Here is a 25,489-nt window from a genome sequence, read left to right on the forward strand (position 1 = left end):
ATGATGATGAAACAGATGAAGTTAGGCCTGCTGGCCTCAGCCTGTGCGGTACTGCTGCTGACAGGATGTACCCGGAGCCTGAGCAACCCGGACGCGCAGGGGAAGACGACACAGCCGGTCTTCCCTGACCCGACATCAGCGGTCAGAAGTGAAGGCAGCTACCCGGATGTCAATGCGCTGGCGAAAATCAGGCCGGGGATGAGCAAAGCCCAGGTGTATGAGCTGCTGGGCGTTCCGCACTTTAAGGAAGGCGTGATGCGGGTTAAGGAGTGGGATTATATCTTCCACTTCCCGGTGGCCGGTGGGGCCGACATTACCTGCCAGTACAAGGTGCTGTACGACAGCAGCATGAAAGTGGGCGACACGCACTTCCTGCCGGAAAACTGCCTGACGCAGCTGGCACCGGCGAAGCCTGCGGTCATGCAGCGTGAACTGAACGCGGAAGCCCTGTTTGCCTTTGCCAGCGCGCAGTTAAGCGCTCAGGGGGAATCGCAGATCCGCCAGATGGCGGCGGACATCCGCCAGTCCGGGCTGGACGTGCGCCATATCACCATTACCGGTCATACCGATCGTTTTGGCTCAGCGGAAAGCAACCTGCGCCTGTCGCAGGCCCGGGCGGAGTCCGTGAAGCGGGTGCTGGTCGCCAGCGGCCTGTCGGCGAACCTTATCTCCTCTGTGGGGATGGGGGCGTCCATGCCGCGGGTGCAGTGTGAAGGCGGTAAATCAGCAGCAACCATCGCCTGCCTGGCGCCGAACCGGCGCATCACGGTGGACGTGCAGTAATCTTATTGAAAGAGGATAACGGAATGAAAGGAAAGCTTAAGCGTAGTGCACTGATGGTGATGCTGGCTTCCCTGTCAGCGCCAGGGATGGCGGCGGCAGAAAGCCTGGCAGCAGCCACGACCACCTCCACGGTGGCGGTGATGTCTGTTCCGGCATACACCCTGATCACCGATTCATTAAACAGCCTGGTGCCCAGGGTCAACGGCAGGGTGAATGAGCAGGTGATGAGCCTGGTCTGCGACATGGCCCGCGGTGACCGGGCGCGCGCGGATGTCATTCAGGTGCTGGAGAACAGCAAAGTGAACGTGGCGGCGGTGCCGGTGCAGGGCAGTCCGCTGTCCGTTCTGGTGCACGGGGATACCCGCCAGCAGCAGAGCGTGTGCGCGTCGTACCTGGCGACGTCGCTGTTCGATGCGCCGGATAACGTCCGCTACCGCGGCGTGAAGAAAGAGCAGGTCAGCGAAGAGAAGCTGCTGCCCGCGCCGGCAAAATGGAAGGTGTGGGAAGCGCAAAAAACCGAAACGGTGACCACCGAGCGCGAAGTCCCGGTCTGGGACACGACGAAGTTTGCTCAGGACGTGAAGGTGCAGGTGGCGCTGGCGAAAGCGACGGCCCAGCTGTATGCGCTGCTGGCGACAAATCTGGGTAACCAGCCGCAGACGGCGGCGATGGTCGATGCGCGGGTGAAGCAGTCGCTGGCGGATCTGGCGGGCGATTATCTGAACTCGGTACAGCAGATGTACCGCGACACGCAGGCGCAGACCATGACGGTGAACCTGCTGAATGAAACCGGATACGCGGTGTCGGACGGGACTGGAAATGTCCTGCGGCGCAGTGAGGCCGGGCTGAGGCTGACCTATCGCGGTATCGAGTGGCTGGGCAACGGGAAAATTCTCGGTAGGGATTATTTTGTTAATCTGAGCCTGCGGGATATTCCTGTCGCAGTCGCTGAGCCGGCCGCTGAAGAGAAGCCGCCGGTGAAAGGGCGGAAAAAATAAGGGAGAGAAACGTTATTTATTTGGACATGATATTTTTTTCATAAGGCTGATATAAAAAACATTTTACTCCTGTCCTGCAAGTGTTATCTGGGCGGGCAGGCGGCAGAAATATTGTAAAATAAAGCACGGGATCAAATTTACTCCTGCCGTTTCTGTATTTCTGCCGCTGCTGTCGGGTTAGGTGTTTGCTGCCCATGTTTTCAGCTCTCACCCACAGCAAACTGCACGGTCTCAGAACACAATACCTGCGAACCTGCCATTACCCTGGTCGACCTGTATTTTCTTTATGAGTAGGCTCGCCCTGACTTAAAAGGGGGGCCAGCATATGTTTCGCTGGCCCTGTTGTGCTCCCTACTGGCACATCAGCAGACCAGCGAAGCGATGAATGTCGGTTCTGGCACGCTTGAGAGCTAGCTGGGTAGGCCAGCTACTGCAGAACAGCAACGTATCCGCGAGCCGCTGTCTGGAGGAGCAGAATACGATATTAAAAAAGCTACCGCGCTCTTGATATCCGATGCACTGAACAATACGCCGGGTATGAAACCCGAGACGGGGCTCTGCAGGCGTACGCGCTCCGGCTGAAATGTTGAGCCAGAACAGCGTTCCGATGAGACGTTACCGTGGCGGGCGTCTGATGCAATATCTGAGTCTGAGCCGTGGTCAGCCCGGAAAACAGCAAAATCAGCGTAGCGTTCACGAATAATACACAGTGCACGTTCAGCGAGGCCCGGCTTCAGTTGCCGGTTGTCAGGATAGTCGCTTTTTAGCTAAGTTGCTCAGTAATGCTGACATAATCTTATTAACAATGAATATTATACCCCGGTACTAACCGGGGTAATGGATAAAAATTATTTTGTTCCGTAGAACGCTTTAAGCACATCAATTGTTTGTGCCACTGCAGCTCTTGTCGGAGCCGTATCGGTTAAGCCATTTAACATCATAAAGTCATGGGTAGTACCATTATAACGAACCGCAGTCACTTTCACGCCGGCATCGATTAATTTCTGCGCATAGGCTTCTCCCTCATCGCGCAGAACATCGTTTTGATCGGTAATAATAAACGTTTCCGGTAGCCCGGAGAGCTCTTCGAGGCTGGCCTGTAACGGTGAGGCAAGTTTTTCACTGCGTTTGGCTTTATCTGGCGCATAAGCATCCCAGAACCATTCCATCGCTTTTTTGGTTAACCAGGGACCTTCAGCAAAACTGGTGTACGACCCATCATCAAATTTAGCATTTGTTACCGGGTATAATAATACTTGCAAACCAAGCTTCGGTTCATTTTTATCCTTGCTCATGATCGCGATAGCGGTCGCCATATTACCGCCAACACTATCACCGGCAATAGCATATTTTTCTTTGGAAAATTTATACTTATCAGCATCTTTAATCAGATCCTGTATTGCGGCATAAATTTGATGGAGCGGTTTAGGATACTGAGCTTCAGGAGAAGGAGTATAAACAATACTGGCAACCGCGATTTTAGCGCCTGCGGTAAATTCTCTTAACAATCTATCGTGCGTATTTTCATCCCCCAGAACCCAGCCTCCTCCATGAACATAAAAGAGTACCGGGAGTTCACCCTCTGCGCCTTTCGGTCGCGTAATGCGTACTTTTACATCGCCAAGAGATTCTCCCAGGGCCAGAGTAATATCCTGGGTATCCACATCAGGTTTTTGTACCGGCTTTGCTTGCGCGTCTGCCAGCACTTTTCTGGCATCCTTGTAGCTGAGCTCATACAAAGGCGTTTTTGTAGCTGAAGCAACCTCATCCATGAATGTTTTAACATCTTTATCAAGCCATGGATGCTGAGATGTAGGGGACTCATCCCCTGCAGTTGCCGACAATGCCATGGAAGAAACAGCCATTAATCCAGCGGTTATAAGTAACTGCTTGACTTTATTCATAATAACGGCCTCAATGATTTATATAAAACGATGGTTTAGTAAAAAACAATAATTTCAACAGTCATTTGCATATTATTGCTACAGGCTGATAGTTAACCCTCTGTCAGGATAACTAATAAGAATACTAGTGGGCCGCTTTGACTTTTGCCTGTTATTTCTGCGCGTCGTCGTTCAGCTCCTCGCCTCCCGCGCTATGGAGAAATGGAAGGAGTATCATTGCGAAACTTTTTTGGATAAATAGCTGTGCCGATTACCAGTACACTATTGCCAGTCCGTGTTGACCTCCAGAGGAGGGGCCCATCGCTCTATTTAATTTAACGGTTGTTATATTAAACGGTATGGATGATTTTGCGTTATCGTGTCGCGAAGCGCCTACCATAACGGCATTCACGTAATGCACGCATGGCGAGTGCACTGGCTGATCAATCACACTGTTTGAGTACGAAACTGACCGAGGTTAGACATAATCATGTCATTTATCATTAATTACACATACAAATAGTTTCTACTGTGTATCAACCTCCCTGTACTTAACTAAAAAGTTACTTAATCCCTCTCGTTATTAATATATAGCTAAAAGGTATTAGTTTTTGATGGCTAACGCCAGATATCTGTAAGACAAACTACTAAAAACCACCATTAAATAATGCTTTATTACCATATAAAAGATTGTATTTAGAGTTAACTTCTAACAACCATATCTGTATACATTTCCAGTCACAAACAACCCTGCGAAATAGTAATGTACACACTCATTCAACTACTGTAACTTATGTTGCCATATTGTTAATGCTGATAAGGTGTTTACTCTCTATGCGATATGTAACTCGCTAATTTTACAACGAACAAGGCGTAGTGTCCTTTTTGACTATTATATTGAGTGAAAAGATATGGCGGAGATAGCTATTAAAGGAAAAATAATTAATTTTCCGTTTGATACAAAAATATCTAAGGTCATGAGTGAGATTGATTCCATCAACTTTCAATGTAGACAGATTCAACGTGACAAGTGCCTGATTGTGTTTGAAAAAGGAACTTTATCTATTGGTATGCACGCTGAGCATATGCACCTGATGCACCATTTGATACCTAATATCCGATTCTGTCGCTTACTGAAAGCTTATGGCATCATGCTAAAAGATCCTATCTATCAATTTCGAAACGATAGCGTGGGTGGTACTTTTCTCTTCGCCAGGGGGAGAACATCACTTTGGCGCAAAGTTTTCATCAATTACTTTACTAGTGCAAATAAAATGAAGGTTAACAATGAAATCGGGTAAATATATTGGGATCATTTATGCTCTTCTTGCTGCTATATTTAATGGCACAGTTGGCGTAATGAGTGTAAAGCTTTTCCAGGCAGGCCTGTCATCCAGTGAGGTAGCATTCTATAAATGCTTAATTGGTCTTTTTATCGTGTTAGCAGTGATAATTTTTTCAGGAAAGATAAAACATGCAGTTCAGTTTATCAAGTCTAAATGGATTGTCGGATTAGTATGTGCATTCTTAGGTTTTTTTATCCTTTATCATTTCGAAACAAAAGCCTACACAACGACAAATGTATCCACTGTTGTATTTGTTCTGTTTGGTAGCGCTACTGTTTTTTCCTTTTTATTATCAGCGGTCGCTGAAAAACGTATGTTGTCATTTAACGAATTGATTACTATCGTTTTATCCCTTTGCGGTTTATACCTTATTTTTGCGCAAGGTGGGGGAATAAATATGGCATTAAACGAAGGGTTAATCTGTGCCATCATAGCGGGTTTGGGTTACGGTGGATTCCTGTTCCTTTCCCGCAAACTCAACTTCGGAGCCGGTATACCGCAGATGTTCACGCTTCTTTTTTTTGGTTCAATCTATTTATTTATCCCTTTTGATAAAGCCGTGGATATTTCGTCTCTTACCCTGTGGAGCATCGCACTATTGGTACTTCTCGCCATCCTGCCTACAATTGGTGGTTTCTGGTGTACAACAAAAGCATTGACTCTTACTTCCAGCCAATCCGTTCAGTTGATAGAGCTTTCAGAACCTGTTTTTGCAATCCTTTTTAGCCTGTTAATCCTTGGACAACAGCCGACACTGGCACAAGTAGCTGGGGGCGGATTAATTTTTGCTTCAATTTTCCTCCATGAGTTCAACATCATAGAACGCCTGCTATCTTCAGGTCGTTTTAAGAAAGCTATTTAACCTCAAAGCCACTTCAAGTGGCTTTTTATTCACTTCAAAAGTAACTATCCATAATGACCGTTATGTGGCGCGGGAGATGCTGTCCGATAGGGTTAAGCAAATTGAGTTTGATGTAACCGCAACGGAGTTGGCCACACAATTTTTAAACCCAGTCACGCATAAAGACCATTATTGAACGATAAGGAGTGTTTAGTTGGGAGTATGATGCGTCCGGTAATCGCTTTTTGCATACAATACGGGTATATCTGTGGTTTAAATCTGGATATCTAATAATGCGCAGATAAAAACCAGCACAAAATTTGTGCTGGCCTGAAAGGCTGATATGATATTAATTATTATATTTACTTCATCTTATTGAGGATTGATAAAAAGTCATGGCCGGATATCTCCAGAATGCCAAATCTCAATTGATATCCCCAGTTTTTATTCCCTGATGTGAATTCAAGGGTGTCCAGCATATTTGATATCGGACATTTACAATTACTTAACCATCTGACATCTCTTCTGAAAGGGACAAATCCGTCCCCCATGTCAAACTGATAAACTTCTCCCTCTTTAATATACCCAATAGCGGTAAATGCCATCAGGCGATCTTTTTTCATGAACTTCATGGATGGTGAATAGTATACTATTCCATCACCACTTTTCATTCGCGCCAACGGCGCTCTTTTTCCATGGCAAACCTGCATAAAATGACCTGTGTAGCCATACTCAACATGTTCTCCGCAGGCCACTGCCAGCCAGTATTTCATTATTCTGGCCCTAAAACACAAACGCGAAGTCGATGACCATCAGGATCAATAACTGCAAATGCATAACCAAAGTCAAGCGTGACTGGTTTTTGAATGACTGTAACTTTATTTTTTATACACCACTCGTTATACAAGGCATCAATATCATCTTTACTTTGAACAGTAAAAACGATTTCACCTGTAGCAATCCTGGGGGTGTGATTTACATTTACCGCTGGCTCAACGGTATAGCATGACCATAAGCCTAGTTTAAATTTGTTACCTATGACAAATAAAGCAAATGTGGGGCTTTTTTCCACTGGTTTACAACCCAGCAATGATTCATAAAAATCACTGCTTTCCATGACGTTTTTTACATATAATATTGAAATATCGGCAGTCAACATGATTTTATCCTCTGTTAGTTGTTCGGAGGTATCATAGCTAAATGCCGTGACAGTTTTTGTCAGTAGGTTTTCTTTTGAGGAATACTTTCGTGTTCTTTCCAGTCTTTCAGAAGCTTCTGTCGGGTCTGTGGATAGCGACGTTCAGTGACAGTAAGCTCTTTAATTCTGTCCAGACGAAAACTACGAAATGTCTGACGTAATTCACACCAGCCTGCCAGCATGCGCGACGTATCAAAGAAACCTAAAGCAACAGGCCAGATATCTCTTGAGGTTATAACGTCATTTTTATCAGCGTAATTAATCCTGACTATATTCCGACTGGTTATTGCTTTTCGTATTTCATTGAGATAGTTGTGATGCCTATGATCAAAGTCTGAAGAGATAAGTAGGGAGTGATTATCTATTTCATTTGCAAGGTATTCAGGGAGGACCGAATGAATCTTTGCCATAACGTTATTCGCTGCGGTATTTAATTCTTCGTTTGTGTTTTGCATAACCCAGTTTAATCCCAGGATTAAAGCATCGACTTCATTTTTATTAAACATTAGTGGTGGAATATTGAAGTCTGACTTAAGTTTATAGCCAATACCGGCACTGCCTTCAATCTCAGCTCCCTGTTGGGTAAGCGTGGTGATATCGCGATAAACACTGCGAACGCTCACATTCAGTTCCTGTGACAGAAACACAGCAGTCACTGGATAGCGGTGAGAACGTAGGATTTGTATCAGCTCAAGAAGGCGTTGGGTTCTTGTCATATGTTTTATTTTAGCCTCAGGAATCATCGGTATCGTTTGCAGGGATACGTCAGGAAGTACATGCGGTTCAGAGCGTACGATAGAGTCTACCATCAGGTCTGGTGAAGTGGCGGTTTAAAAGCGATAGCACCTTTGGCCATAGATGTGAGCAGGAATAGGGGTGGGGGAGATTTAATGCCGCTTTGCGGCGAATAATCGAACGAAGTTCGATGGAGATTCCGGTTGCAGAAAAGCAAAAACCCGCCTTTTGGGCGGGTTCTTTAAATAGTGGTGCCCGGACTCGGACTAACGCCGGAGGCGTTGAACAGCGCGCTTGCCGCGCTGGCCCCGAAGGGGTGAGCCGCTGTGCGGCGAATAATCGAACGGAGTTCGATGGAGAGTCCGGTGGCAGAAAAGCAAAAACCCAGCCATAGGCTGGGTTCTCTGAATAAGTGGTGCCCGGACTCGGACTAACGCCGGAGGCGTTGAACAGCGTGCTTGTCGCGCTGGCCCCGGAGGGGTGAGCCGCTGTGCGGCGAATAATCGAACGGAGTTCGATGGAGAGTCCGGTGGCAGAAAAGCAAAAGCCCAGCCATAGGCTGGGTTCTCTGAATAAGTGGTGCCCGGACTCGGAATCGAACCAAGGACACGGGGATTTTCAATCCCCTGCTCTACCGACTGAGCTATCCGGGCAACGGGGCGCATTAAACCGTAATCCGTACGTTCCGTCAACCAAATTTCTCGATTAATCTATCGGTTGCTTAACTTTGCGGCAATTTTGCGCCTGAAGGCGCTTTTTTGTTGAAAATTACATCATTCCGTTATCGCCTTCGCGGATTTTCCACCCGCTTGTCACCGAGATAGCGCGGCGCAATCCGGATATCGTGTAGTCGCCAACCACGTCCTCGTCATTGCGCGGAGAACTGATTGCAATCTCTGCATCCACGCCATGACGATAGGCGCCATGATGGCTAAAGATAGTGCCGATAAAACATTTATCGTTTAGCCAGACCGGAATATACGCCACGGTTTCATAAATATAATTAGACGCTACGCCGCTGTAATAGCTGTCCGCGTCGTCGGATGACGTACCGGGCGGAATAGGGCAAATCGGCGCGTCGTTGTCGCTCTGCGGTTTATCTTTCAGCAGGTTGCTCTGCATAACCTCCAGCGACTTCAGCAGATCTGATTTTTCTCTATCGCTTAGCGCGGGCGTCAGCGGCTGGTCTTTGTCCGGCGAGCGGATGTCATTGAGCGTATAGCGATAGCGCACCGTTACCGCCGGCGTGCTGCTCGAAGCGCTAAATGGACGCAATAGATAGAGATTATCTTCACCAAACTGGCCGTTATACCACAGCGCATAAACCTGGCCGTTAATGCGTACCCAGTGGCTCCACTGGTTGGCGCCGCGACCGTTAAGGGAATAGATTGCGCCGGGGACGCCTGCGTCAAAATCATCGCCATTGCCGCTATCGTCGCTGTTCACTGTCTCAAAAACGTTGTCGCTGCGTTTTAATATTCCGGTATAGCTAAAGAGCCCGGTACCGCCGACGTAGCTGTCGATAATCAAATCGCGTCTGCCGTCACCATCGAGGTCAACCAGGGTAAAGCTGACCTTACCGTTTTCGGAGTCGGCGCTGATACCGGATTGCAGAAACGCCTGCCACTCATCATCGCTGATATCAGCTGCAGGCTTCGTCGTCGTTACCAAAGAGTCGTCCGCATAGCTCAGCGTAAAATGGCTGACATTACCGGTGAGGGGAAACTGCTCGGCGATCTTATTGAGATCCAGTTCAGGATTCACCTTCTGCTCTTTTAACACGGCGTTATATAACGCCTTTAGCGCGTTGTTATCCGCGTCTTTTTGCTGTTCTGGAATCACTTTGTTGACGAAGGTAGGCAGCATCCACGCTCCGCCGGGGGCGATTTCCCGGCAGGCGCCGGTGGTATATTTAAGGCTCTGCACGAACGTTTTGCCATTCCAGACGCGCTCTTCACCGCTGATGCAGTCGGCGACGCCGCGGCCTTTATTAAAAAAGATAAGCACACCGTCGGCATAGCTTGAGGCGTCAGTGGTCACCAGCTGAGGCTGCGTCTGCAGCGCTTTGTCGACAACCCATATGGCGTAGCCGTCGTTATAGGCTGCGCGCCAGCACAACGCCTGAACCAGGATATGGTTTTTATCCAGAGCGGTGGCGGTGAGCTGGCGCTCAGACGCCGGAATATCCGCGTTTTGCCAGTCATCACACCGGCTGTTTAACAGAGGAACTAGCTGGGGAAGCAGTTTCTGCCGCTGTTTTGCCGTTAGCTCCGCAGTAGCCGCATTTGGGACAACCGGCGCGGCGATAATTTCCGGCGCGGGTGTCGCTAACAGAACGTTGTCATCGCCGGCGTCGCCTTTACGTAAGAGCGCATCGGCAGTGCCCAGGCGCTGCTGGAACTCATCCATTTTCAGGAAGACGGCGCTGCTGCCCGCGCTGGAGAGCAGCTTACGCTCGCCGTTAAGCACAAGTTCAATTTTGCCGTTGCGCTCCAGGGCCTGAATCAGGGCAGTCGTCTGGGTATCATCAAAGCGAAAATGACTCTCATCGACGGCATCAAGGGAACCGTTATCCCGATCGTCAATGAACAGATTTACCGTGGCGTCGGGAGGAATATCGCGCTCGGTTTGCGCGAAGGTTGCCATAGCGATGACGTGCTGCGCCGCGCCCGCATTGCGGGTCAACAGCACGCTGACTTCGCCCAGGGTTACTCCATAGCCTGCGGCCCGGCAGGTGCCGGTGTTATCGCAGGCGAGCTCCCAGTCTTTATACGCGAAAGAGAAACCTTGCGGAGAGGCTGCCAGAAGCGGTGTTGAAAACAGCCCCATAATCGCAACCCAAAGAAGAGAGCGCATATAAAACCCTGTCAGCATATCGGTGAAGGAGAAATTATATGCGCGATGAATCGCTTAAGATATCGGAATCAGGTCAGGGCGCCGCCCATTCGGCACTGGGCAAAACGCAAAATGTCTTCCGCCAGGCGGCGCGCGGTATCGACATCGGCCTGACTACGCTTGATTAACAGACGACTCAGACAGCCTTCGATGATCAGCTCCATCTGCTTTGCGACCATAGCTGGATCGTCAACCTCGAGCTGGCTAAGCAGTTCATGGGTATAGGCCAGGGAAGCCTGCTTTTGCTGTTCGGCTAATTGGTGAATAGGATGCTGGGCGTCCGGGTAGAAAGTACAGGCAGCAATAAACAGACAGCCTGGGTAACGATGGTTGCTGACGCAGGTGGTCAGCGCGGCGTAACGCGCCAGTAGTTTTTGCTCCGCGCTTAGCGATTCGTCCAGTAAAAGCTGGCGGCGCCAGGCATCAACCTGCTGGCTGAGGTAGCGAAGCGCATCGTAAAGCAGCGCCTCCTGGTCAGGCCAGAAACGTTTGAGGTCATTAAGCGGGTAAGCCACGCGCTCGGCGACCATTTCCAGCGTGGTGTTAGCGATACCCTCGATTTCGAGGATTTGGATGGCTTCACCCAGGACATCTTCACGTTGCACGGTCTTCTCCTCCATTTTTCCTCCTAAAGTGTCGCTCACGGTTGTCGATCGCGCAAATGGGCGCTGAATGCCGCGGCATCCATAAACCCAGTGACGCGCTGCGCGGGCTGTTCTTCTCCTTGCTCATTGAAGAACAGAATCGTCGGCAGGCCAAGCACCTTAAGGTGCTTCAGCAGCGCCGCGTCCTGGGCGCTATTTTTCGTGACGTCCACCTGCAGCAGAACGGTATCTTTCAGGGCCTGTTGTACATCAGGCGAACTAAAGGTGTATTTCTCAAACTCTTTGCAGGCCACGCACCAGTCGGCGTACAGGTCGAGCATGACTGGTTTACCTTGTGCCTGAGCCAGCGCCTGATTGAGCTCATCGACATTATGGATACGGGTAAACGGGAGATGTTCCTGCAACTGGGCTACAGGGGTGTCAAAAGCCCAATCCTGCAGCGGACGGGCGCTGACCAGCGCCGCGGCGAGCATCGCTATTTGTACTATCCGCAGCCATGGGCGGGTAGCGCCCAATGAAGTAATAAATGCCCAGCTAAAAAAGGCGACGCCAAGTAATGACCAAAGCCGCAGACCCCAGAGATCGCCCACGACACGCTCCAGTAAAAACACCGGTAATGCGAGGATCACAAAGCCAAAAGCGGTTTTAACATGGGCCATCCACGGGCCGCTTTTCGGCAGCAGGCGGTTGCCGAATACGGTTACCAGGATCAGCGGCAGCCCCATACCGAGCGCGTAGAGATACAGAGTTCCGCCGCCAAGCCACAGATTACCGCTCTGGGCGATATACAGCAGAATGGCGCTAAGCGGGGCAGTAGTGCAGGGTGAGCAGATTAATCCGGCAATCGCCCCCATTGCGAATACGCCGCCGGGAGAGCCGCCCTGGCGCGTGTTGCTCATCAGCGTCAGACGCGTTTGCAGCGAGGAAGGCAGCTGCAGCGTAAACAGACCAAACATCGACAGCGCCAGCAGGATAAACACGACTGACAGGCCGATCAGCACATAAGGGTGCTGCAGCGCTGCCTGGAACTGCAGACCGGCAGCGGCGACCACCAGACCCAGCGCGGTGTAGGTTAACGCCATACCCTGCACGTAGATAAACGCCAACAGCAGCGCGCAGGTGGTAGAAAGACGCTGTTTACCGCCTAGCACGATGCCGGAAATGAGCGGATACATCGGCAATACGCAGGGGGTAAACGCGATGCCGATACCAATTAACAGCGCCCACAGCGCGCTAAAGGGCAGGTCGGAACTCTTATTGCCCGAAGTGATGGGCGGAAGATCTGCGGGAGACTCTACCGGTAGCGCCGGGCGCGTTTCCAGCGGCAGGGGCGGGTTGAGCTTCGGTTGCCCGGACGTAGCGCCGTTAGTGGAGTGCGCAAGCGCCTTGCCGAGCGGCACGATTTTGGTTTCCGGCGGATAGCAAAAACCGGCATCCGCACAGCCCTGATAAGTCACGGTAAGGGTCGCGCCTGCGGCTGCCTGAGTCAGGGTTACCGGTACGGTCAGGCGCTGGCGGTAAATTTCGCTCTTGCCGTAAAACTCGTCCTCATGCCACTCGCCTGATGGCAGCGCAGGCTCGGTAAAAGTCGCGTCGGCAGACGTCAGTTTGATCTGTTTGCGGTAAAGGTAGTAACCGTCCTTGATTTGCCAGGTCAGATTTAAATCGTGTTGATTCTGCTGAAAATCGAAGGCAAAAGCCTGGTCAGCAGGAACAAAGTTCGAACGACCGGGGGCGTCGAATAATCCGGCAAAGGCCGATGTGCTGCAAAGCAGCAGGATCAGCGTAATGATGCGTTGAGCCATGAGAGGTAATCGTTGTCTCCGTCAATAACGGGCAGAACCAGAAGTTCAGGGGTTTGATACGGGTGATGGGACTTCAGGCAGTCCAGCAGCGCCTGCTGATGGGCAGGATCGGTTTTCAGCAGCATTTGTACTTCGTACTCCTGCTCCAGTTTTCCTTCCCAGTAGTAAAGCGATGTCGCCCCCGGCAGGAGAGTGGCGCAGGCGGCGAGTTTTTCCGCCAGCACTTTGGCCGCCAGGTCCTGGGCGGTTGCTTCATCCGGCGCAGTACAGAGTACAACAACAGCATCAGGCGTAGTCATCATGAACCTCGTATCAGCGAAAAGAGGCACTATAGCACGCAAGATGGAGAGGATTAACGAAACGGGCCAGGATCTGGCCCGAATTTGAAGAGATTTACAGCATGATGCCGCCAAAAATAAACCCGAGGATCACGCACAGCGTAATGGCGATCACGCCCGGGATCAGGAAGGCGTGGTTGAAGACGTATTTGCCAATGCGCGTGGATCCGGTGTCATCCATTTCGACCGCCGCCAGCAGAGTGGGGTAGGTCGGCAGAACGAAGAGGGCCGATACGGCGGCGAACGAGGCGATGGCGGTGAGAGGGCTGACTCCCAGCATCAGCGCTGCAGGCATCAACGCTTTAGTGGTTGCGGCCTGGGAATAGAGCAGGGTCGCAGCGAAGAATAGTACGACCGCCAGCAGCCACGGATAGTTGTGCAGCAGGTCGCCCGCCACGGTCTGGATATCGCTGATGTGGGCTTTGACGAAAGTATCCCCCAGCCATGCGACGCCAAGAACGCAGACGCAGGCGCTCATGCCGGATTTAAAAGTGCTGGCGTTGAGCACTTCACCGGTGTCGATTTTACAGGTGATGCTAATCAGCGTAGCGATAGTCAGCATAAACACCACGATCGCTTCGTTGCGCGGCAGGACCGGGTCCTGGATCAGGCCAACGGTATCGCTGATAGCGGTGGCGTAGAACATCACTGCGACGATACCGATCAGGAACAGCAGCACCGAGCGTCTGGCGTGCGGCTTAAGCTCGAAAACCTGGCTACCGCGCAGTTTGACTTCCCCTTTCGCCAGGCGCTCCTGGTAAACCGGGTCGTCTTTCAGCTCGCAGCCAAGGAAGTTACAGACGATTGCGGTCAGCATGACGGCAATCAGGGTTACCGGAATACAGATCGCCAGCAGGGTGAGGTAGCTGACGCCCAGCGGTTCAAGAATGCCGGCAAAGAAGACTACCGCTGCTGAAATTGGCGAGGCGGTAATCGCAATCTGCGAGGCCACCACGGCGATAGAGAGCGGACGCGAGGGGCGGATACCCTGCTCTTTCGCCACTTCGGTGATCACCGGAAGCGTAGAGAAAGCCGTGTGTCCGGTTCCGGCCAGTATGGTCATAAACCAGGTGACCAGCGGGGCGAGAAAGGTGATGTATTTGGGGTGACGCCGCAGCATACGTTCGGCGAGACTGACCAGGTAGTCCATCCCTCCGGCGACCTGCATGGCGGCGATAGCGGCGATAACCGCCATAATGATTTCAATGACGTCGAAGGGGATCGCGCCGGGTTTAATTTGAAAAAAGAGGGTCAGGACGAGGACGCCCAGGCCACCGGCAAAACCAATGCCGATACCCCCGAGTCTGGCTCCCAGATAAATAGCCAGCAGGACAATAACGAGTTCTGCACCAAACATATATGCCTTCCTTGTTTTATTAACAAGTTGATATTGAATTGTTGTAATTTAGTAGAACAATAAGAACAAAAAAGGCATGTCATCGCTGACATGCCCGTGGTTAGTTTACTCTGAAAACTTACTGTTCGCTTTCATCGGTATACCGCTTCGCTTTATAGGCCGGATGCATCAGGTTCTGCGCTGAGAAGATATCATCCAGCTCCGCTGCGGTCAGCAGCCCGCGCTCAAGCACCACATCCCTGACGCTCTTGCCCGTCTCGGCGCAAATCTTGCCGACGATATCGCCATTGTGGTGGCCAATGTACGGGTTGAGGTAGGTGACAATGCCGATTGAGTTATAGACGTAGCTTTCGCATACCTCTTTGTTCGCGGTGATGCCGCTCACGCATTTTTCCAGCAAATTGTAACAGGCATTAGTCAGAATATGGATGGATTCAAACATCGCCTGGCCAATAACCGGCTCCATCACGTTCAACTGCAGCTGGCCCGCTTCGGAAGCCATGGTGACCGTCGTATCGTTACCGATCACCTTGAAGCAAACCTGATTGACGACTTCCGGGACTACCGGGTTAACCTTCGCTGGCATGATGGAGGAGCCCGCCTGCAGTTCAGGAAGGTTAATTTCATTCAGGCCGGCGCGCGGACCGGAAGAGAGCAAGCGCAGGTCGTTGCAGATTTTTGACAGTTTTACCGCCAGACGCTTCAGAGCGCTGTGGACCATCACGTAGGCGCCGCAGTCGGAGGTGGCTTCAATCAAGTCTTCCGCAGGTACGACCGGCAGGTTGCTGACTTCCGCCAGCTTTTGAACCGCCAGCTGCTGATAACCGTCCGGCGTATTCAGGCGGGTACCAATAGCGGTCGCGCCGAGGTTTACTTCCAGCAGCAGCTCAGCGGTGCGCAGAATACATTTGGTCTCTTCGTTAAGCAGAACATTAAACGCGTGAAACTCCTGGCCGAGGGTCATCGGCACTGCGTCCTGTAGCTGGGTACGGCCCATTTTCAGAATGTCCTGGAACTCAACCGCCTTCTGCTGGAAGCCTTCGCTAAGCTGATGAATCGCATCGATCAGCTTGAGGACTGAAGCGTAGACCGCGATACGGAAGCCGGTTGGGTAAGCATCGTTGGTAGACTGGCATTTGTTAACGTGGTCGTTAGGATTGAGGTACTGATATTCGCCTTTCTGGTGGCCCATTAGCTCAAGGCCGATGTTTGCCAGAACTTCGTTGGTGTTCATGTTAACGGAGGTACCCGCGCCGCCCTGGAACACATCAACCGGGAACTGGTCCATACATTTGCCGTTATTCAAAACCTCATCGCACGCGGCGATAATGGCATTGGCGACGCTTTTGGGGATAGTTTGCAGCTCTTTGTTAGCCAGCGCTGCTGCCTTTTTCACCATCACCATTCCGCGAACAAATTCAGGAATGTCGCTGATCTTGTTGTTGCTGATGTAGAAGTTTTCAATCGCTCGCAGAGTATGAACGCCGTAGTAGGCGTCAGCTGGAACTTCCCTGGTACCCAACAGATCTTCTTCGATACGAATGTTGTTTAACATGTGAACCTTCTTTTTCAAGCTGCCTATGAATTCACCAAATACGCAGAAATTATGGGATCCAGCGCATTTTCTAGCCGCAGATTATTTCCTTAATCGGCCTGGTGCCCACGATCATATGCTGATGATAGCGAATATCAGTCGTCCTGATCACTTATTATGTAGTGAATCCTATAAGAATTATTAATCTGTGAAATGAGTCACCGGTTTTCTATTCTTGAAAAAAATAAGCTTTTTATACGATTGAAAAATGACGTTTTAGCCCAATATCTTTTTGATGCGAATAGCACATCTATGACTACAGTCGCCGACGCAGGCGTCTGTTAATGAAGGAGACGCCGGTGCGTTGGATTCCGTTAATTGCCGTTTTTTTATACGTTTACATTGAAATATCGATCTTCATCCAGGTCGCCCATGTGCTTGGCGTCCTGCTGACGCTGATTCTGGTGATCTTTAGCTCGGTGGTAGGGATATCGCTGGTGAAAAACCAGGGCTTCAAAAACCTCATGCTGATGCAGCAGAAGATGGCGGCGGGGGAGAGCCCGGCCGCAGAGATGATCAAAAGCGTATCGCTGATCATCGCCGGTCTACTGTTACTCCTGCCGGGCTTTTTTACCGACTTCCTGGGTCTGCTGCTGCTGTTGCCGCCGGTGCAAAAACACCTGACGGTGAAACTGATGCCGCATCTGCGCTTTAGTCGGATGCCTGGCGGTGGATTCAGCGCCGGTACGGGCGGCGGCGATACCTTTGAAGGGGAATATCAGCGTAAAGACGATGAGCGCGACCGTCTCGATCATAAAGACGATCGCCGCGATTAAACTGCCCGGGCCGGATGTTCCGGCCTAAAGTAGCTTCTCTGCTTCCGCTAACTTGCGCTTCGGTAAGAACAGCCACAGCGCCGCCAGCATGATCAGTGCGTACAGGCTCTTCCAGCCAACCATTGCCAATAGCAGCAGGCACAGCACGCTGCCAAAAGCCGCCAACAGGCGATAGCGTCCCTGAAGCAGACGACAGCCCGCCAGCATGCACAGCAGATAAATCATGATAAAAATGCCGTTAGCGTAGACGATCAGGGCATCAAGATTGATGTTGAGCGCATAAATGCACAATGCGCTAATCACACAGCAGCCCAGTACCGCGTTCAGCGCGTTGCGCGGAATTTGTCGCGGCGACAGCCGGGCCAGATAGCTATCGGGCTTATACTGCGCCTGTGACCAGACCAGACGAGCAAAGCTCTGGATGTAGATATTGAGGCTGGCGAAGCAGGCGAGATAACCGATAACGCAGGCTATCCACAGCGCCTGGACGCCGAACAGGCGTACGACGATATTAGGCAGCGACGCGGCGGCGGCCATCTCCTCGCCAAAGGCATGAAAATGCAGAACCAGTACGGTACAGGCCCAGTAGACCGACCCCGCCAGTAACAGGCCGATCATCAGCGCCCGGGGGAAATCGCGTTCCGGCTGCTTAAATTCAGAGGCGAGGTGAGCGAAAGCTTCAAGGCCGACAAAACACCAGAACATCACCGAAAGCGCGGCAAAAAGCTGCGAGCTGTCGATATCAGACGGCGCCGGGAAGGGGATTTGCGTGGGATTTATCTCGCCGCGCCACCAGACGGCGACGATCAGGGCGACAATCAGTACGGCAACCAGCGTTTGCAGATTGGCGCTGGAGCTGGCCCCGCGGGATCCGACCCACCAGATAATCGCCAGCGTACCCAGCTCGGCCAGCAGCAGCTGGCTATCATGCCAGCCAAAAAGCGCCTGACCAAAGCCGGTGGCGATATGCAGAGCTGCGGGTAATCCGACGGGGATCACCGATAAAAAAAGCCAGCCGGTTACGCGTGCCAGGCGAGGGCCAAAAGCCATATCCACAAAATGCGCCACGCCGCCAGCGCTGGGAAAGTGACGGCCCAGGATAGCGAAGACGATAGCGATTGGAAAAACCAGTAAAATCAGCGCCGGCCATGCCCACAGGCTGTTATCGCCAGCGACCAATGCAGCCAGTGCCGGAACGGCAAAAACGCCGGTTCCCAGTAATGATGTGGAGAGTAGCCCCACTCCCTGAGCAAGTCCCAACTCCTGTTTTAAACCACTCATGATTCAACCTTGTTACCGGCAAAAAATGGATGGTATCACAATCGCTTTTGCTTATGACGTCAGGAGAGCCTGGCAAATTTGTGTGGGATGGAGCCCGGGGGAAAAATTTTTTTTTGCTTTGCCCTTGAAGCGTGAAAACCCCATCCCCATCTCTCAGGGCACTAGCCGGAAAACCGTGTGCGGACCGGCGTCATCCATAACTGATAATGACTTTCTCAAAGGAGAGCTATCAAAATGAGTATTCGTCCGTTACATGATCGTGTGATCGTCAAACGTAAAGAAGTTGAAACGAAATCTGCTGGCGGCATCGTCCTGACCGGTTCTGCGGCAGCAAAATCAACTCGTGGCGAAATCATCGCTGTCGGTAAGGGCCGCATCCTGGAAAACGGAACCGTGCAGCCTCTGGACGTTAAAGTTGGTGACATCGTGATTTTCAACGATGGCTACGGCGTGAAATCCGAGAAGATCGACAATGAAGAAGTGTTGATCATGTCCGAAAGCGACATTCTGGCAATTGTTGAAGCTTAATCCGCGAACGACACTGAACACACGAATTTAAGGGAAAGATAAAATGGCAGCTAAAGACGTAAAATTCGGTAACGACGCTCGTGTGAAAATGCTGCGCGGCGTAAACGTACTGGCAGACGCAGTTAAAGTAACCCTGGGCCCGAAAGGCCGTAACGTGGTTCTGGACAAATCCTTCGGTGCGCCGACCATCACTAAAGACGGCGTTTCCGTAGCACGTGAAATCGAGCTGGAAGACAAGTTCGAAAACATGGGTGCGCAGATGGTAAAAGAAGTTGCCTCTAAAGCGAACGACGCTGCAGGCGACGGTACCACCACCGCAACCGTACTGGCTCAGGCTATCATTGCTGAAGGCCTGAAAGCCGTTGCTGCGGGTATGAACCCGATGGATCTGAAACGTGGTATCGACAAAGCTGTCGTTGCCGCTGTTGAAGAACTGAAAGCGCTGTCCGTACCGTGCTCTGACTCTAAAGCTATTGCTCAGGTTGGTACCATCTCCGCTAACTCCGACGAAACCGTAGGTAAACTGATCGCTGAAGCGATGGATAAAGTCGGTAAAGAAGGCGTGATCACCGTTGAAGACGGTACCGGTCTGGAAGACGAACTGGACGTGGTTGAAGGTATGCAGTTTGACCGCGGCTACCTGTCCCCGTACTTCATCAACAAGCCGGAAACCGGTGCTGTTGAGCTGGAAAGCCCGTTCATCCTGCTGGCTGACAAAAAAATCTCCAACATTCGCGAAATGCTGCCGGTTCTGGAAGCCGTAGCGAAAGCTGGCAAACCGCTGGTTATCATCGCTGAAGACGTTGAAGGCGAAGCGCTGGCTACCCTGGTAGTGAACACCATGCGCGGCATCGTTAAAGTGGCTGCGGTTAAAGCACCGGGCTTCGGCGACCGTCGTAAAGCTATGCTGCAGGACATCGCGACTCTGACCGGCGGTACCGTTATCTCTGAAGAGATCGGTATGGAGCTGGAAAAAGCGACTCTGGAAGACCTGGGCCAGGCGAAACGCGTTGTTATCAACAAAGACACCACTACCATCATCGATGGCGTGGGTGAAGAAGCTGCGATTCAGGGCCGCGTTACTCAGATCCGTAAGCAGATCGAAGAAGCGACCTCTGACTACGACCGTGAAAAACTGCAGGAGCGCGTAGCGAAACTGGCAGGCGGCGTTGCGGTAATCAAAGTCGGTGCGGCTACCGAAGTTGAAATGAAAGAGAAGAAAGCACGCGTTGACGACGCCCTGCACGCGACCCGTGCTGCGGTAGAAGAAGGCGTGGTTGCTGGTGGTGGCGTTGCGCTGGTTCGCGTTGCGGCTAAACTGGCTGGCCTGACCGCTCAGAACGAAGATCAGAACGTCGGTATCAAAGTTGCGCTGCGCGCAATGGAAGCTCCGCTGCGTCAGATCGTGTCCAACGCCGGTGAAGAGCCGTCCGTTGTGGCTAACAACGTTAAAGCGGGCGAAGGTAACTATGGTTACAACGCGGCTACCGAAGAATATGGCAACATGATCGACTTCGGTATCCTGGACCCAACTAAAGTGACTCGTTCTGCTCTGCAGTACGCAGCTTCCGTTGCTGGTCTGATGATCACCACCGAGTGCATGGTCACCGACCTGCCGAAAAGCGACGCGCCTGATTTAGGTGCTGCCGGCGGTATGGGTGGCATGGGCGGTATGGGCGGTATGATGTAATCGTGCGCTATACCCCTTAGAAACAAGGAAACCCTCGGGCAGAAATGCTCGAGGGTTTTTCTTTTTGTCGTCTTTTTAGTATAAGGTTGTACATCCGGGCCAAGGCGTCCAGCTCATTGATCGTGGGGAATAACATGCAGGTAAAATATTTAGCAGGGATTGTCGGCGCAGCATTGTTGTTAGCAGGTTGCAGCTCCAGCAACGAATTAACTTCTGGTGGCCAGAACGTACGCTTTGTAGAAGATAAACCAGGCTCTGAATGCCAGCTGTTAGGAACCGCGACCGGTACGCAGAGCAACTGGCTGTCAGGGCAAAATGGCGACGAAGGTGGCTCTATGCGCGGCGCGGCAAACGCCCTGCGTAACCAGGCGGCAGCAATGGGCGGTAACGTGATTTACGGCGTCAGCAGCCCGACGCAGAACCTGCTGTCGAGCTTTGTCCCGACCGATAGCCAGATGAACGGCCAGGTTTATAAGTGCCCGAATTGATGCATTAGCCTCTCTCTGCAAGTGTAGGGAGAGGCGTGGCCTGTAGAAGGAGGGGAGTCAGGAATTAAGCTCTGCTTTCTTCTCAAGGTAAAATGAGTGCAGAGGACGTAAACACTCTTCCAGACTGAGCATTCTTCCCGGCTGGGAAGGGATAATGGTACTGAAGATCTGGCATGGTGCCAGCTCTGTGTGCATTGCCTTAAGCTTGGGGCTTTTCTCAATCAGCCGCACTACCACGCTGTTTTCCTGTTCAGACAAGTGTGGCGCGCTGGTTTTGACCACCGCACCGGAGACAATTTTCTTCCCTTCATCTGTCTCGCAGCAGTACAGTACGCCCAGATAATGGGAAAACAGGTTTAGCTTCCACTCTTCCTGAGGATACTGCTGGTAATCAATATTGGGCTGGGTGGTTAAGTCGACTGTGTAGCACATTAAAAAATCCAGATTTGAACTCAAGTACTGGATAATCGTTTGATCGCCGATGGTTTTTAATGCTTGCTGAATACCTATTATCATGGCTTCAACCTGTCGGTCATCAATAGTTAAAGTCTTAATTTGTTCATCCTGAAACACCAGAATTAATGTTGACTTTGTTTCGCCAGGTTTGAGCGTAATAGACATAATACGCCGCTCAGAAGAAGGTTGTTGTATTTCTGCCATTTCTACCGTGGGGATATTGGCAAGAAGTGTCTCGTTATAGGCGATAAGCTCATCTTTATAGTCATCCCCTTTGCTTTCAAGTCGCTGAAGAATAAAAGCCATTCTGTTCTGCAATATCAAAAGCAGATCGGCCAGGACCGGAGCCTGAAGGTAGTAAATTTCACAGGAATCATTCGCTTTTTTAACCTTTAGCAGCAGCGCTAAGAATCTCTCTTCAAAGGTAATTCCTGCAGTATTAAAACCAATAAACGTTCCTTGCATAATCTTCTCCTTTATTAAGCTGTAGCCATCGATTTCGGTTGTGAGAGGTCGATAACGCGATCGGCTGATGCAATAGTTGATGGTCGGTGCGCAACGATAACCCGGGTAATACTTAACGCCGAAATCGACTGATTGATGACCGACTCATTTTTAAGATCCAGGTGGCTGGTGGCCTCATCCATAAATAAGATACTCGGTTTGCGATACAGCGCACGGGCAATGAGGATACGCTGTTTTTGCCCACCGGAAATGCCCAGCCCCAGTTCGCCGACAATGGTTTCATATCCCATCGCCATCTTCATGATTTCATCATGAATGTTGCAATGTCTGGCACACTCCATCACAAAATCCAAATCGGGGTTATCATCAAAACCACTGATATTATCGATAAGTGAGCCGGAAAAGAGGCGGTCCTCCTGAAGTACGCAGGCGATACCGAGGCGATAGTTATTTAAACCGATTTTTTTAATCTCAAGGTTGTCCGCAAGTATTTCACCGGAGTCAGGCGAGAGCAGACCGCACATGACTTTCAAAAGCGTGGTTTTGCCAACGCCAGATGGGCCAATTAGCGCAACAGACTCTCCTGGAGCAACGGTGATGTTTAGATTGGTAAAAATGGGTTGTGAAAAAGGATCGTATTGATAACTAAGGTTCCTTGCTTCGAGCTTCACGCCTGTGTTTTCTGTAAAAACGCGTCGAGAAGGAAGTTCTTTTTCCGGTTCGCTGAATGCGATTTCTGATAGACGTTCATTGTGAAGCGATAGCATGCGAAGCTGCATCACCAAATCAATGAGATTTGATGCACGTTGAGAAAATTGGCCTCGATAGGCGTTAAATGCCATAAACATACCGAGCGTCATTTCATTATCAATAACCATGATGGCACCCAGCCAAAGAACAGCAACCTGATCGATAGAGGTAATAAAAGTATTAATACCACCAAACATCATATCGAAACGGGTTTGCTTTATCCCTGCGTTGCTGGCATCAATGTTAAGATTTAACCAATGCTGTGAACGACGGTCTTTTAAATTCAGCGCCTTAATTGTAGAAATACCATAAAGTGACTCCATAAAGTGGGAGTTGGCACGTGCGCCCTTAACGACCTGTTCTTCCGTTACCCGGCGGTAAAAGCCATAGGTAGCGAAGCGCATAATTGCATAGCATACGGTAAAACCAACTACCACCCAGACTAACCAGCCGCCATATAATGTCAACATCACCAGCAAACCGATCGTCATTATTGAATCTATAATACCGGTAACGATACTATTGGTAAATATTGAGCGAATAGTGTCCAGGGAGGAAAAACGAGACTGTATATCGCCTAAATGCCTTTTCTCAAAAAAAGATAATGGCAAGCTTGCTAAATGATCGAATAAGGTAGTTTTCCATTGAATATTCGTCAGCGTATTTAAGGTTAACGACGTCCATGCTCGTAACATGCTAATAAACGTGCGGAATAGGGTGAAAAATATCAAGCCAATACAAATAACAGATAGTAAACTTTCATCGTGAGCCATAATCACATGGTCAGTGACTAACTGTGTACCAATCGGTAGCAAGAGGCCAATGGCTTCTACCACAACAGAGAAAGCAAAGATCTTAATCAGCGCCGATTTTAAACCAACAATTTTATGCATTAAATCCAGGAGTCGTAACCGGGATTTGGCCTCTTCTTGCTGGAAGTTATGGTCAGGCCAGAGTTCAAGGGCAACGCCGGTAAAATTATTTGACATCTCTTTGATACCAATAATTCGTTTTCCCAGCGCTGGATCGTGAACGATAAAACTATTTTTCTTTACTTTTGTGAGCACTACATAGTGGTTCATTCCCCAGTGAATAATACAGGGAAGCTTAAGTTGCCTTATTTCATCGAGATCAAGAGCTAACGCCCGACTTTTTAAACCTGCATGTTCCGCTGTTTTGCTCAAAGACATCAGTGTGGCGCCCTGAGAGGGGCTACCGAACCGCTGACGAAAATTAAACAGATCAATGTTTAATCCGTAAAAACCGCATACCATCGTCAGGCAAGCAATACCACATTCTGAAGATTCAGACTGTAAAATAACAGGGGTTTTATTAGTAAGCGAAAAATTTAATTTTTCAATAATGGTTTTAAATAATTCGTTAGTCATTGATTGGCCCACTAATGCTTTGAGTTATCTTATATACGGGGGTAAACATCCACATATAGAGTGGGCGTTCTTCAAGGAATACTACTGCCTGAGCTTTCAGGCCATTTGATAGCGATAGCGTTTTACCATTATATTTAAAGGTTTTGTTTTTAATTTTTACAATGGTTTTATAGAGAGCCAGTTCTTGTTGATTTGTACCATTACTGACATTCGTGTATTCAGACATCTCCTGTCGGGATGTAGGAACAGAAGATATTGAAATTATTTCCCCGGGGAATTGACCGAATTTATCAGCTGGAAAAGCATCATAGCTGATGTTAATAATATCCCCAGGCTTTACGTAGGGAATACTATTGTTAGGTAACCAGAGTATAAGGTAATATTCAATATTCCCCGTAGGCTTTATTTGTGCAAGGCTACTACCATTATCAACCATTTGGCCTTTAGTTACGGTGAGTGATTCAATTCGACCTTCTGTAGTTGCTTTAATGATAATGTTGCCGTTCGCATTCGATTCAACTAACTGGTTTTTATAATCATTTATTTGATTTTGCTGAGAAGAAATTTGGTTGTCAAAATCAGCAATTTTAGTGATTTTGTCACTATTTAACTGCGTGATTTGCGATTCCAGTTGCATTTTCTGACTAACCAGAGACTGATATGTACTCTGCTGTTGAAAATACAGTGAGTGTTGATAGTTATACTGATCTTTAGTAATCAATCCATCACTTAAATACTTATCATAACTGGAAAGATTATCATGCATTTTTTTTAAGCCAGTCTGAGCAGTAGCTAACATGCGATTGGTTTCTTTTAACGAATCACTGGTCGTTTTTAGCTGCTTTTCTAAAGATAAAGTTGTCTCTACTTTATTATGATTGAGCTTGGTAATAATATCTTCGGCGTTAGATATTTTTTCATTAATGACTGTGATTTGTGCCGCGCTAACATTTCCTGTAGATGTATTTCGGGAGATGTCAATTTCATATAAAGGTTGTCCTTTTGTTACTATCTCACCGACTTTAACATATTGGGCAATGACAAACCCTTGCTGCGGTGCGTAAACGTTGACAGAATGAGGTAAAGTGATTACTTCCCCACGGACATCAATACGCTGGGTAAAGGAAAAAAATATAGTTGTGGCTATTAAGGTAATAATAAAGAAAAATGAAAGCAATACAACAAGCCATGCTGGAAGCCCTGCAAGCAACAGTGCCTTTCCTTTCCAGTGATGTTTTTTGTATTCGATCGCTTCCTTGCGATATATTTTACTTAACATGATACTCACT

22 protein-coding genes and 1 tRNA gene are annotated in these 25,489 nt (G+C 49.7%); 8 read left to right on the forward strand and 15 right to left on the reverse strand.

The features are described 5' to 3' along the window. Together GJ746_RS02040 and GJ746_RS02045 are read left to right on the forward strand one after the other, a co-directional pair. On the forward strand, window positions 1–783 hold the full coding sequence (locus GJ746_RS02040; RefSeq protein ID WP_227852737.1) for an OmpA family protein: 783 nt from the start codon (window positions 1–3) through the stop codon (window positions 781–783). A gap of 23 nt (window positions 784–806) precedes the next feature. Then, on the forward strand, window positions 807–1,781 hold the full coding sequence (locus tag GJ746_RS02045; protein WP_154678714.1) for a hypothetical protein: 975 nt from the start codon (window positions 807–809) through the stop codon (window positions 1,779–1,781). A gap of 848 nt (window positions 1,782–2,629) precedes the next feature. On the opposite strand, the gene GJ746_RS02050 is transcribed toward GJ746_RS02045, so the two are convergent. Beyond that, complete coding sequence (locus GJ746_RS02050; RefSeq protein ID WP_154678715.1) at window positions 2,630–3,685, reverse strand: alpha/beta hydrolase; 1,056 nt, start codon at window positions 3,683–3,685, stop codon at window positions 2,630–2,632. A gap of 890 nt (window positions 3,686–4,575) precedes the next feature. On the opposite strand from GJ746_RS02050, the gene GJ746_RS02055 reads away from it, so the two are divergent. Together GJ746_RS02055 and GJ746_RS02060 are read left to right on the forward strand one after the other, a co-directional pair. Next, window positions 4,576–4,965 (forward strand): hypothetical protein, encoded by a 390-nt coding sequence (locus GJ746_RS02055; RefSeq protein WP_154678716.1) that lies wholly within the window; start codon window positions 4,576–4,578, stop codon window positions 4,963–4,965. Then, window positions 4,952–5,872: a DMT family transporter gene (locus GJ746_RS02060; protein ID WP_154678717.1), complete on the forward strand. Its 921-nt coding sequence runs from the start codon at window positions 4,952–4,954 to the stop codon at window positions 5,870–5,872. The genes GJ746_RS02055 and GJ746_RS02060 overlap by 14 nt, the downstream gene beginning before the upstream one ends. Window positions 5,873–6,213: 341 nt before the next feature. Here GJ746_RS02060 and GJ746_RS02065 read toward each other — a convergent pair whose 3' ends face one another. The 10 genes from GJ746_RS02065 to aspA all read right to left on the reverse strand — a co-directional run bounded on the left by GJ746_RS02065 (window position 6,214) and on the right by aspA (window position 16,339). Further along, complete coding sequence (locus tag GJ746_RS02065; protein ID WP_227852739.1) at window positions 6,214–6,624, reverse strand: EVE domain-containing protein; 411 nt, start codon at window positions 6,622–6,624, stop codon at window positions 6,214–6,216. Continuing rightward, window positions 6,624–7,010 (reverse strand): VOC family protein, encoded by a 387-nt coding sequence (locus GJ746_RS02070; protein WP_154678718.1) that lies wholly within the window; start codon window positions 7,008–7,010, stop codon window positions 6,624–6,626. Before GJ746_RS02070 ends, GJ746_RS02065 begins: the two co-directional genes overlap by 1 nt. 59 nt (window positions 7,011–7,069) lie before the next feature. Continuing rightward, a complete protein-coding gene (locus tag GJ746_RS02075) occupies window positions 7,070–7,858 on the reverse strand; it encodes a helix-turn-helix transcriptional regulator (RefSeq protein WP_413773426.1) in 789 nt (262 codons plus the stop codon). 503 nt (window positions 7,859–8,361) lie between these two features. Then, a tRNA-Phe gene (locus GJ746_RS02085) sits at window positions 8,362–8,437 on the reverse strand. Between the two features lie 115 nt (window positions 8,438–8,552). Further along, entirely contained in the window at window positions 8,553–10,640 is a 2,088-nt protein-coding gene (locus GJ746_RS02090; RefSeq protein ID WP_154678720.1) for a DUF1176 domain-containing protein, read from the reverse strand. A gap of 68 nt (window positions 10,641–10,708) precedes the next feature. Next, window positions 10,709–11,284, reverse strand: coding sequence for a transcriptional regulator (locus GJ746_RS02095; protein WP_154682622.1), 576 nt, complete (start codon window positions 11,282–11,284; stop codon window positions 10,709–10,711). A 35-nt stretch (window positions 11,285–11,319) separates the two neighbouring features. Then, a complete protein-coding gene (locus GJ746_RS02100) occupies window positions 11,320–13,089 on the reverse strand; it encodes a protein-disulfide reductase DsbD (RefSeq protein WP_154678721.1) in 1,770 nt (589 codons plus the stop codon). Then, window positions 13,065–13,388 carry a divalent cation tolerance protein CutA gene (cutA, locus tag GJ746_RS02105; protein ID WP_154682623.1) on the reverse strand — a complete coding sequence of 108 codons (324 nt, stop codon included), beginning with the start codon at window positions 13,386–13,388 and terminating at the stop codon, window positions 13,065–13,067. The genes GJ746_RS02100 and cutA overlap by 25 nt, the downstream gene beginning before the upstream one ends. 94 nt (window positions 13,389–13,482) lie before the next feature. Continuing rightward, window positions 13,483–14,784: an anaerobic C4-dicarboxylate transporter gene (locus GJ746_RS02110; RefSeq protein WP_154678722.1), complete on the reverse strand. Its 1,302-nt coding sequence runs from the start codon at window positions 14,782–14,784 to the stop codon at window positions 13,483–13,485. Between the two features lie 118 nt (window positions 14,785–14,902). Then, window positions 14,903–16,339, reverse strand: a complete 1,437-nt coding sequence (gene aspA / locus GJ746_RS02115) for an aspartate ammonia-lyase (protein WP_154678723.1) — start codon at window positions 16,337–16,339, stop codon at window positions 14,903–14,905. 338 nt (window positions 16,340–16,677) lie between these two features. On the opposite strand from aspA, the gene GJ746_RS02120 reads away from it, so the two are divergent. Next, complete coding sequence (locus tag GJ746_RS02120) at window positions 16,678–17,154, forward strand: FxsA family protein (RefSeq protein ID WP_154678724.1); 477 nt, start codon at window positions 16,678–16,680, stop codon at window positions 17,152–17,154. 24 nt (window positions 17,155–17,178) lie between these two features. Here GJ746_RS02120 and yjeH read toward each other — a convergent pair whose 3' ends face one another. After that, window positions 17,179–18,435, reverse strand: a complete 1,257-nt coding sequence (yjeH, locus tag GJ746_RS02125; protein WP_154678725.1) for an L-methionine/branched-chain amino acid transporter — start codon at window positions 18,433–18,435, stop codon at window positions 17,179–17,181. A 234-nt stretch (window positions 18,436–18,669) separates the two neighbouring features. On the opposite strand from yjeH, the gene GJ746_RS02130 reads away from it, so the two are divergent. The 3 genes from GJ746_RS02130 (at window position 18,670) to GJ746_RS02140 (ending at window position 21,141) form a co-directional block, all read left to right on the forward strand. After that, window positions 18,670–18,963, forward strand: coding sequence for a co-chaperone GroES (locus GJ746_RS02130; protein ID WP_003855929.1), 294 nt, complete (start codon window positions 18,670–18,672; stop codon window positions 18,961–18,963). A gap of 43 nt (window positions 18,964–19,006) precedes the next feature. Continuing rightward, window positions 19,007–20,653, forward strand: a complete 1,647-nt coding sequence (gene groL, locus GJ746_RS02135) for a chaperonin GroEL (protein WP_004097907.1) — start codon at window positions 19,007–19,009, stop codon at window positions 20,651–20,653. Between the two features lie 134 nt (window positions 20,654–20,787). Next, on the forward strand, window positions 20,788–21,141 hold the full coding sequence (locus GJ746_RS02140; RefSeq protein ID WP_004871163.1) for a DUF4156 domain-containing protein: 354 nt from the start codon (window positions 20,788–20,790) through the stop codon (window positions 21,139–21,141). 57 nt (window positions 21,142–21,198) lie between these two features. Here GJ746_RS02140 and yjeJ read toward each other — a convergent pair whose 3' ends face one another. Genes yjeJ through GJ746_RS02155 form a run of 3 tightly spaced genes read right to left on the reverse strand, consistent with a single transcriptional unit; the run spans window position 21,199 to window position 25,479 of the window. Beyond that, window positions 21,199–22,062: a YjeJ family protein gene (yjeJ, locus tag GJ746_RS02145; protein WP_154678726.1), complete on the reverse strand. Its 864-nt coding sequence runs from the start codon at window positions 22,060–22,062 to the stop codon at window positions 21,199–21,201. A gap of 14 nt (window positions 22,063–22,076) precedes the next feature. Next, the gene (locus tag GJ746_RS02150; RefSeq protein WP_154678727.1) at window positions 22,077–24,200 is read right to left on the reverse strand and encodes a peptidase domain-containing ABC transporter; all 2,124 of its coding nucleotides are present in this window, start codon (window positions 24,198–24,200) and stop codon (window positions 22,077–22,079) included. Then, a complete protein-coding gene (locus GJ746_RS02155) occupies window positions 24,193–25,479 on the reverse strand; it encodes an HlyD family secretion protein (RefSeq protein ID WP_154678728.1) in 1,287 nt (428 codons plus the stop codon). The genes GJ746_RS02150 and GJ746_RS02155 overlap by 8 nt, the downstream gene beginning before the upstream one ends. Between the last annotated feature and the right edge of the window lie 10 nt (window positions 25,480–25,489).

This window comes from Klebsiella oxytoca (assembly GCF_009707385.1).
GTDB classification, from domain to species: Bacteria; Pseudomonadota; Gammaproteobacteria; order Enterobacterales; family Enterobacteriaceae; genus Klebsiella; species Klebsiella oxytoca_C.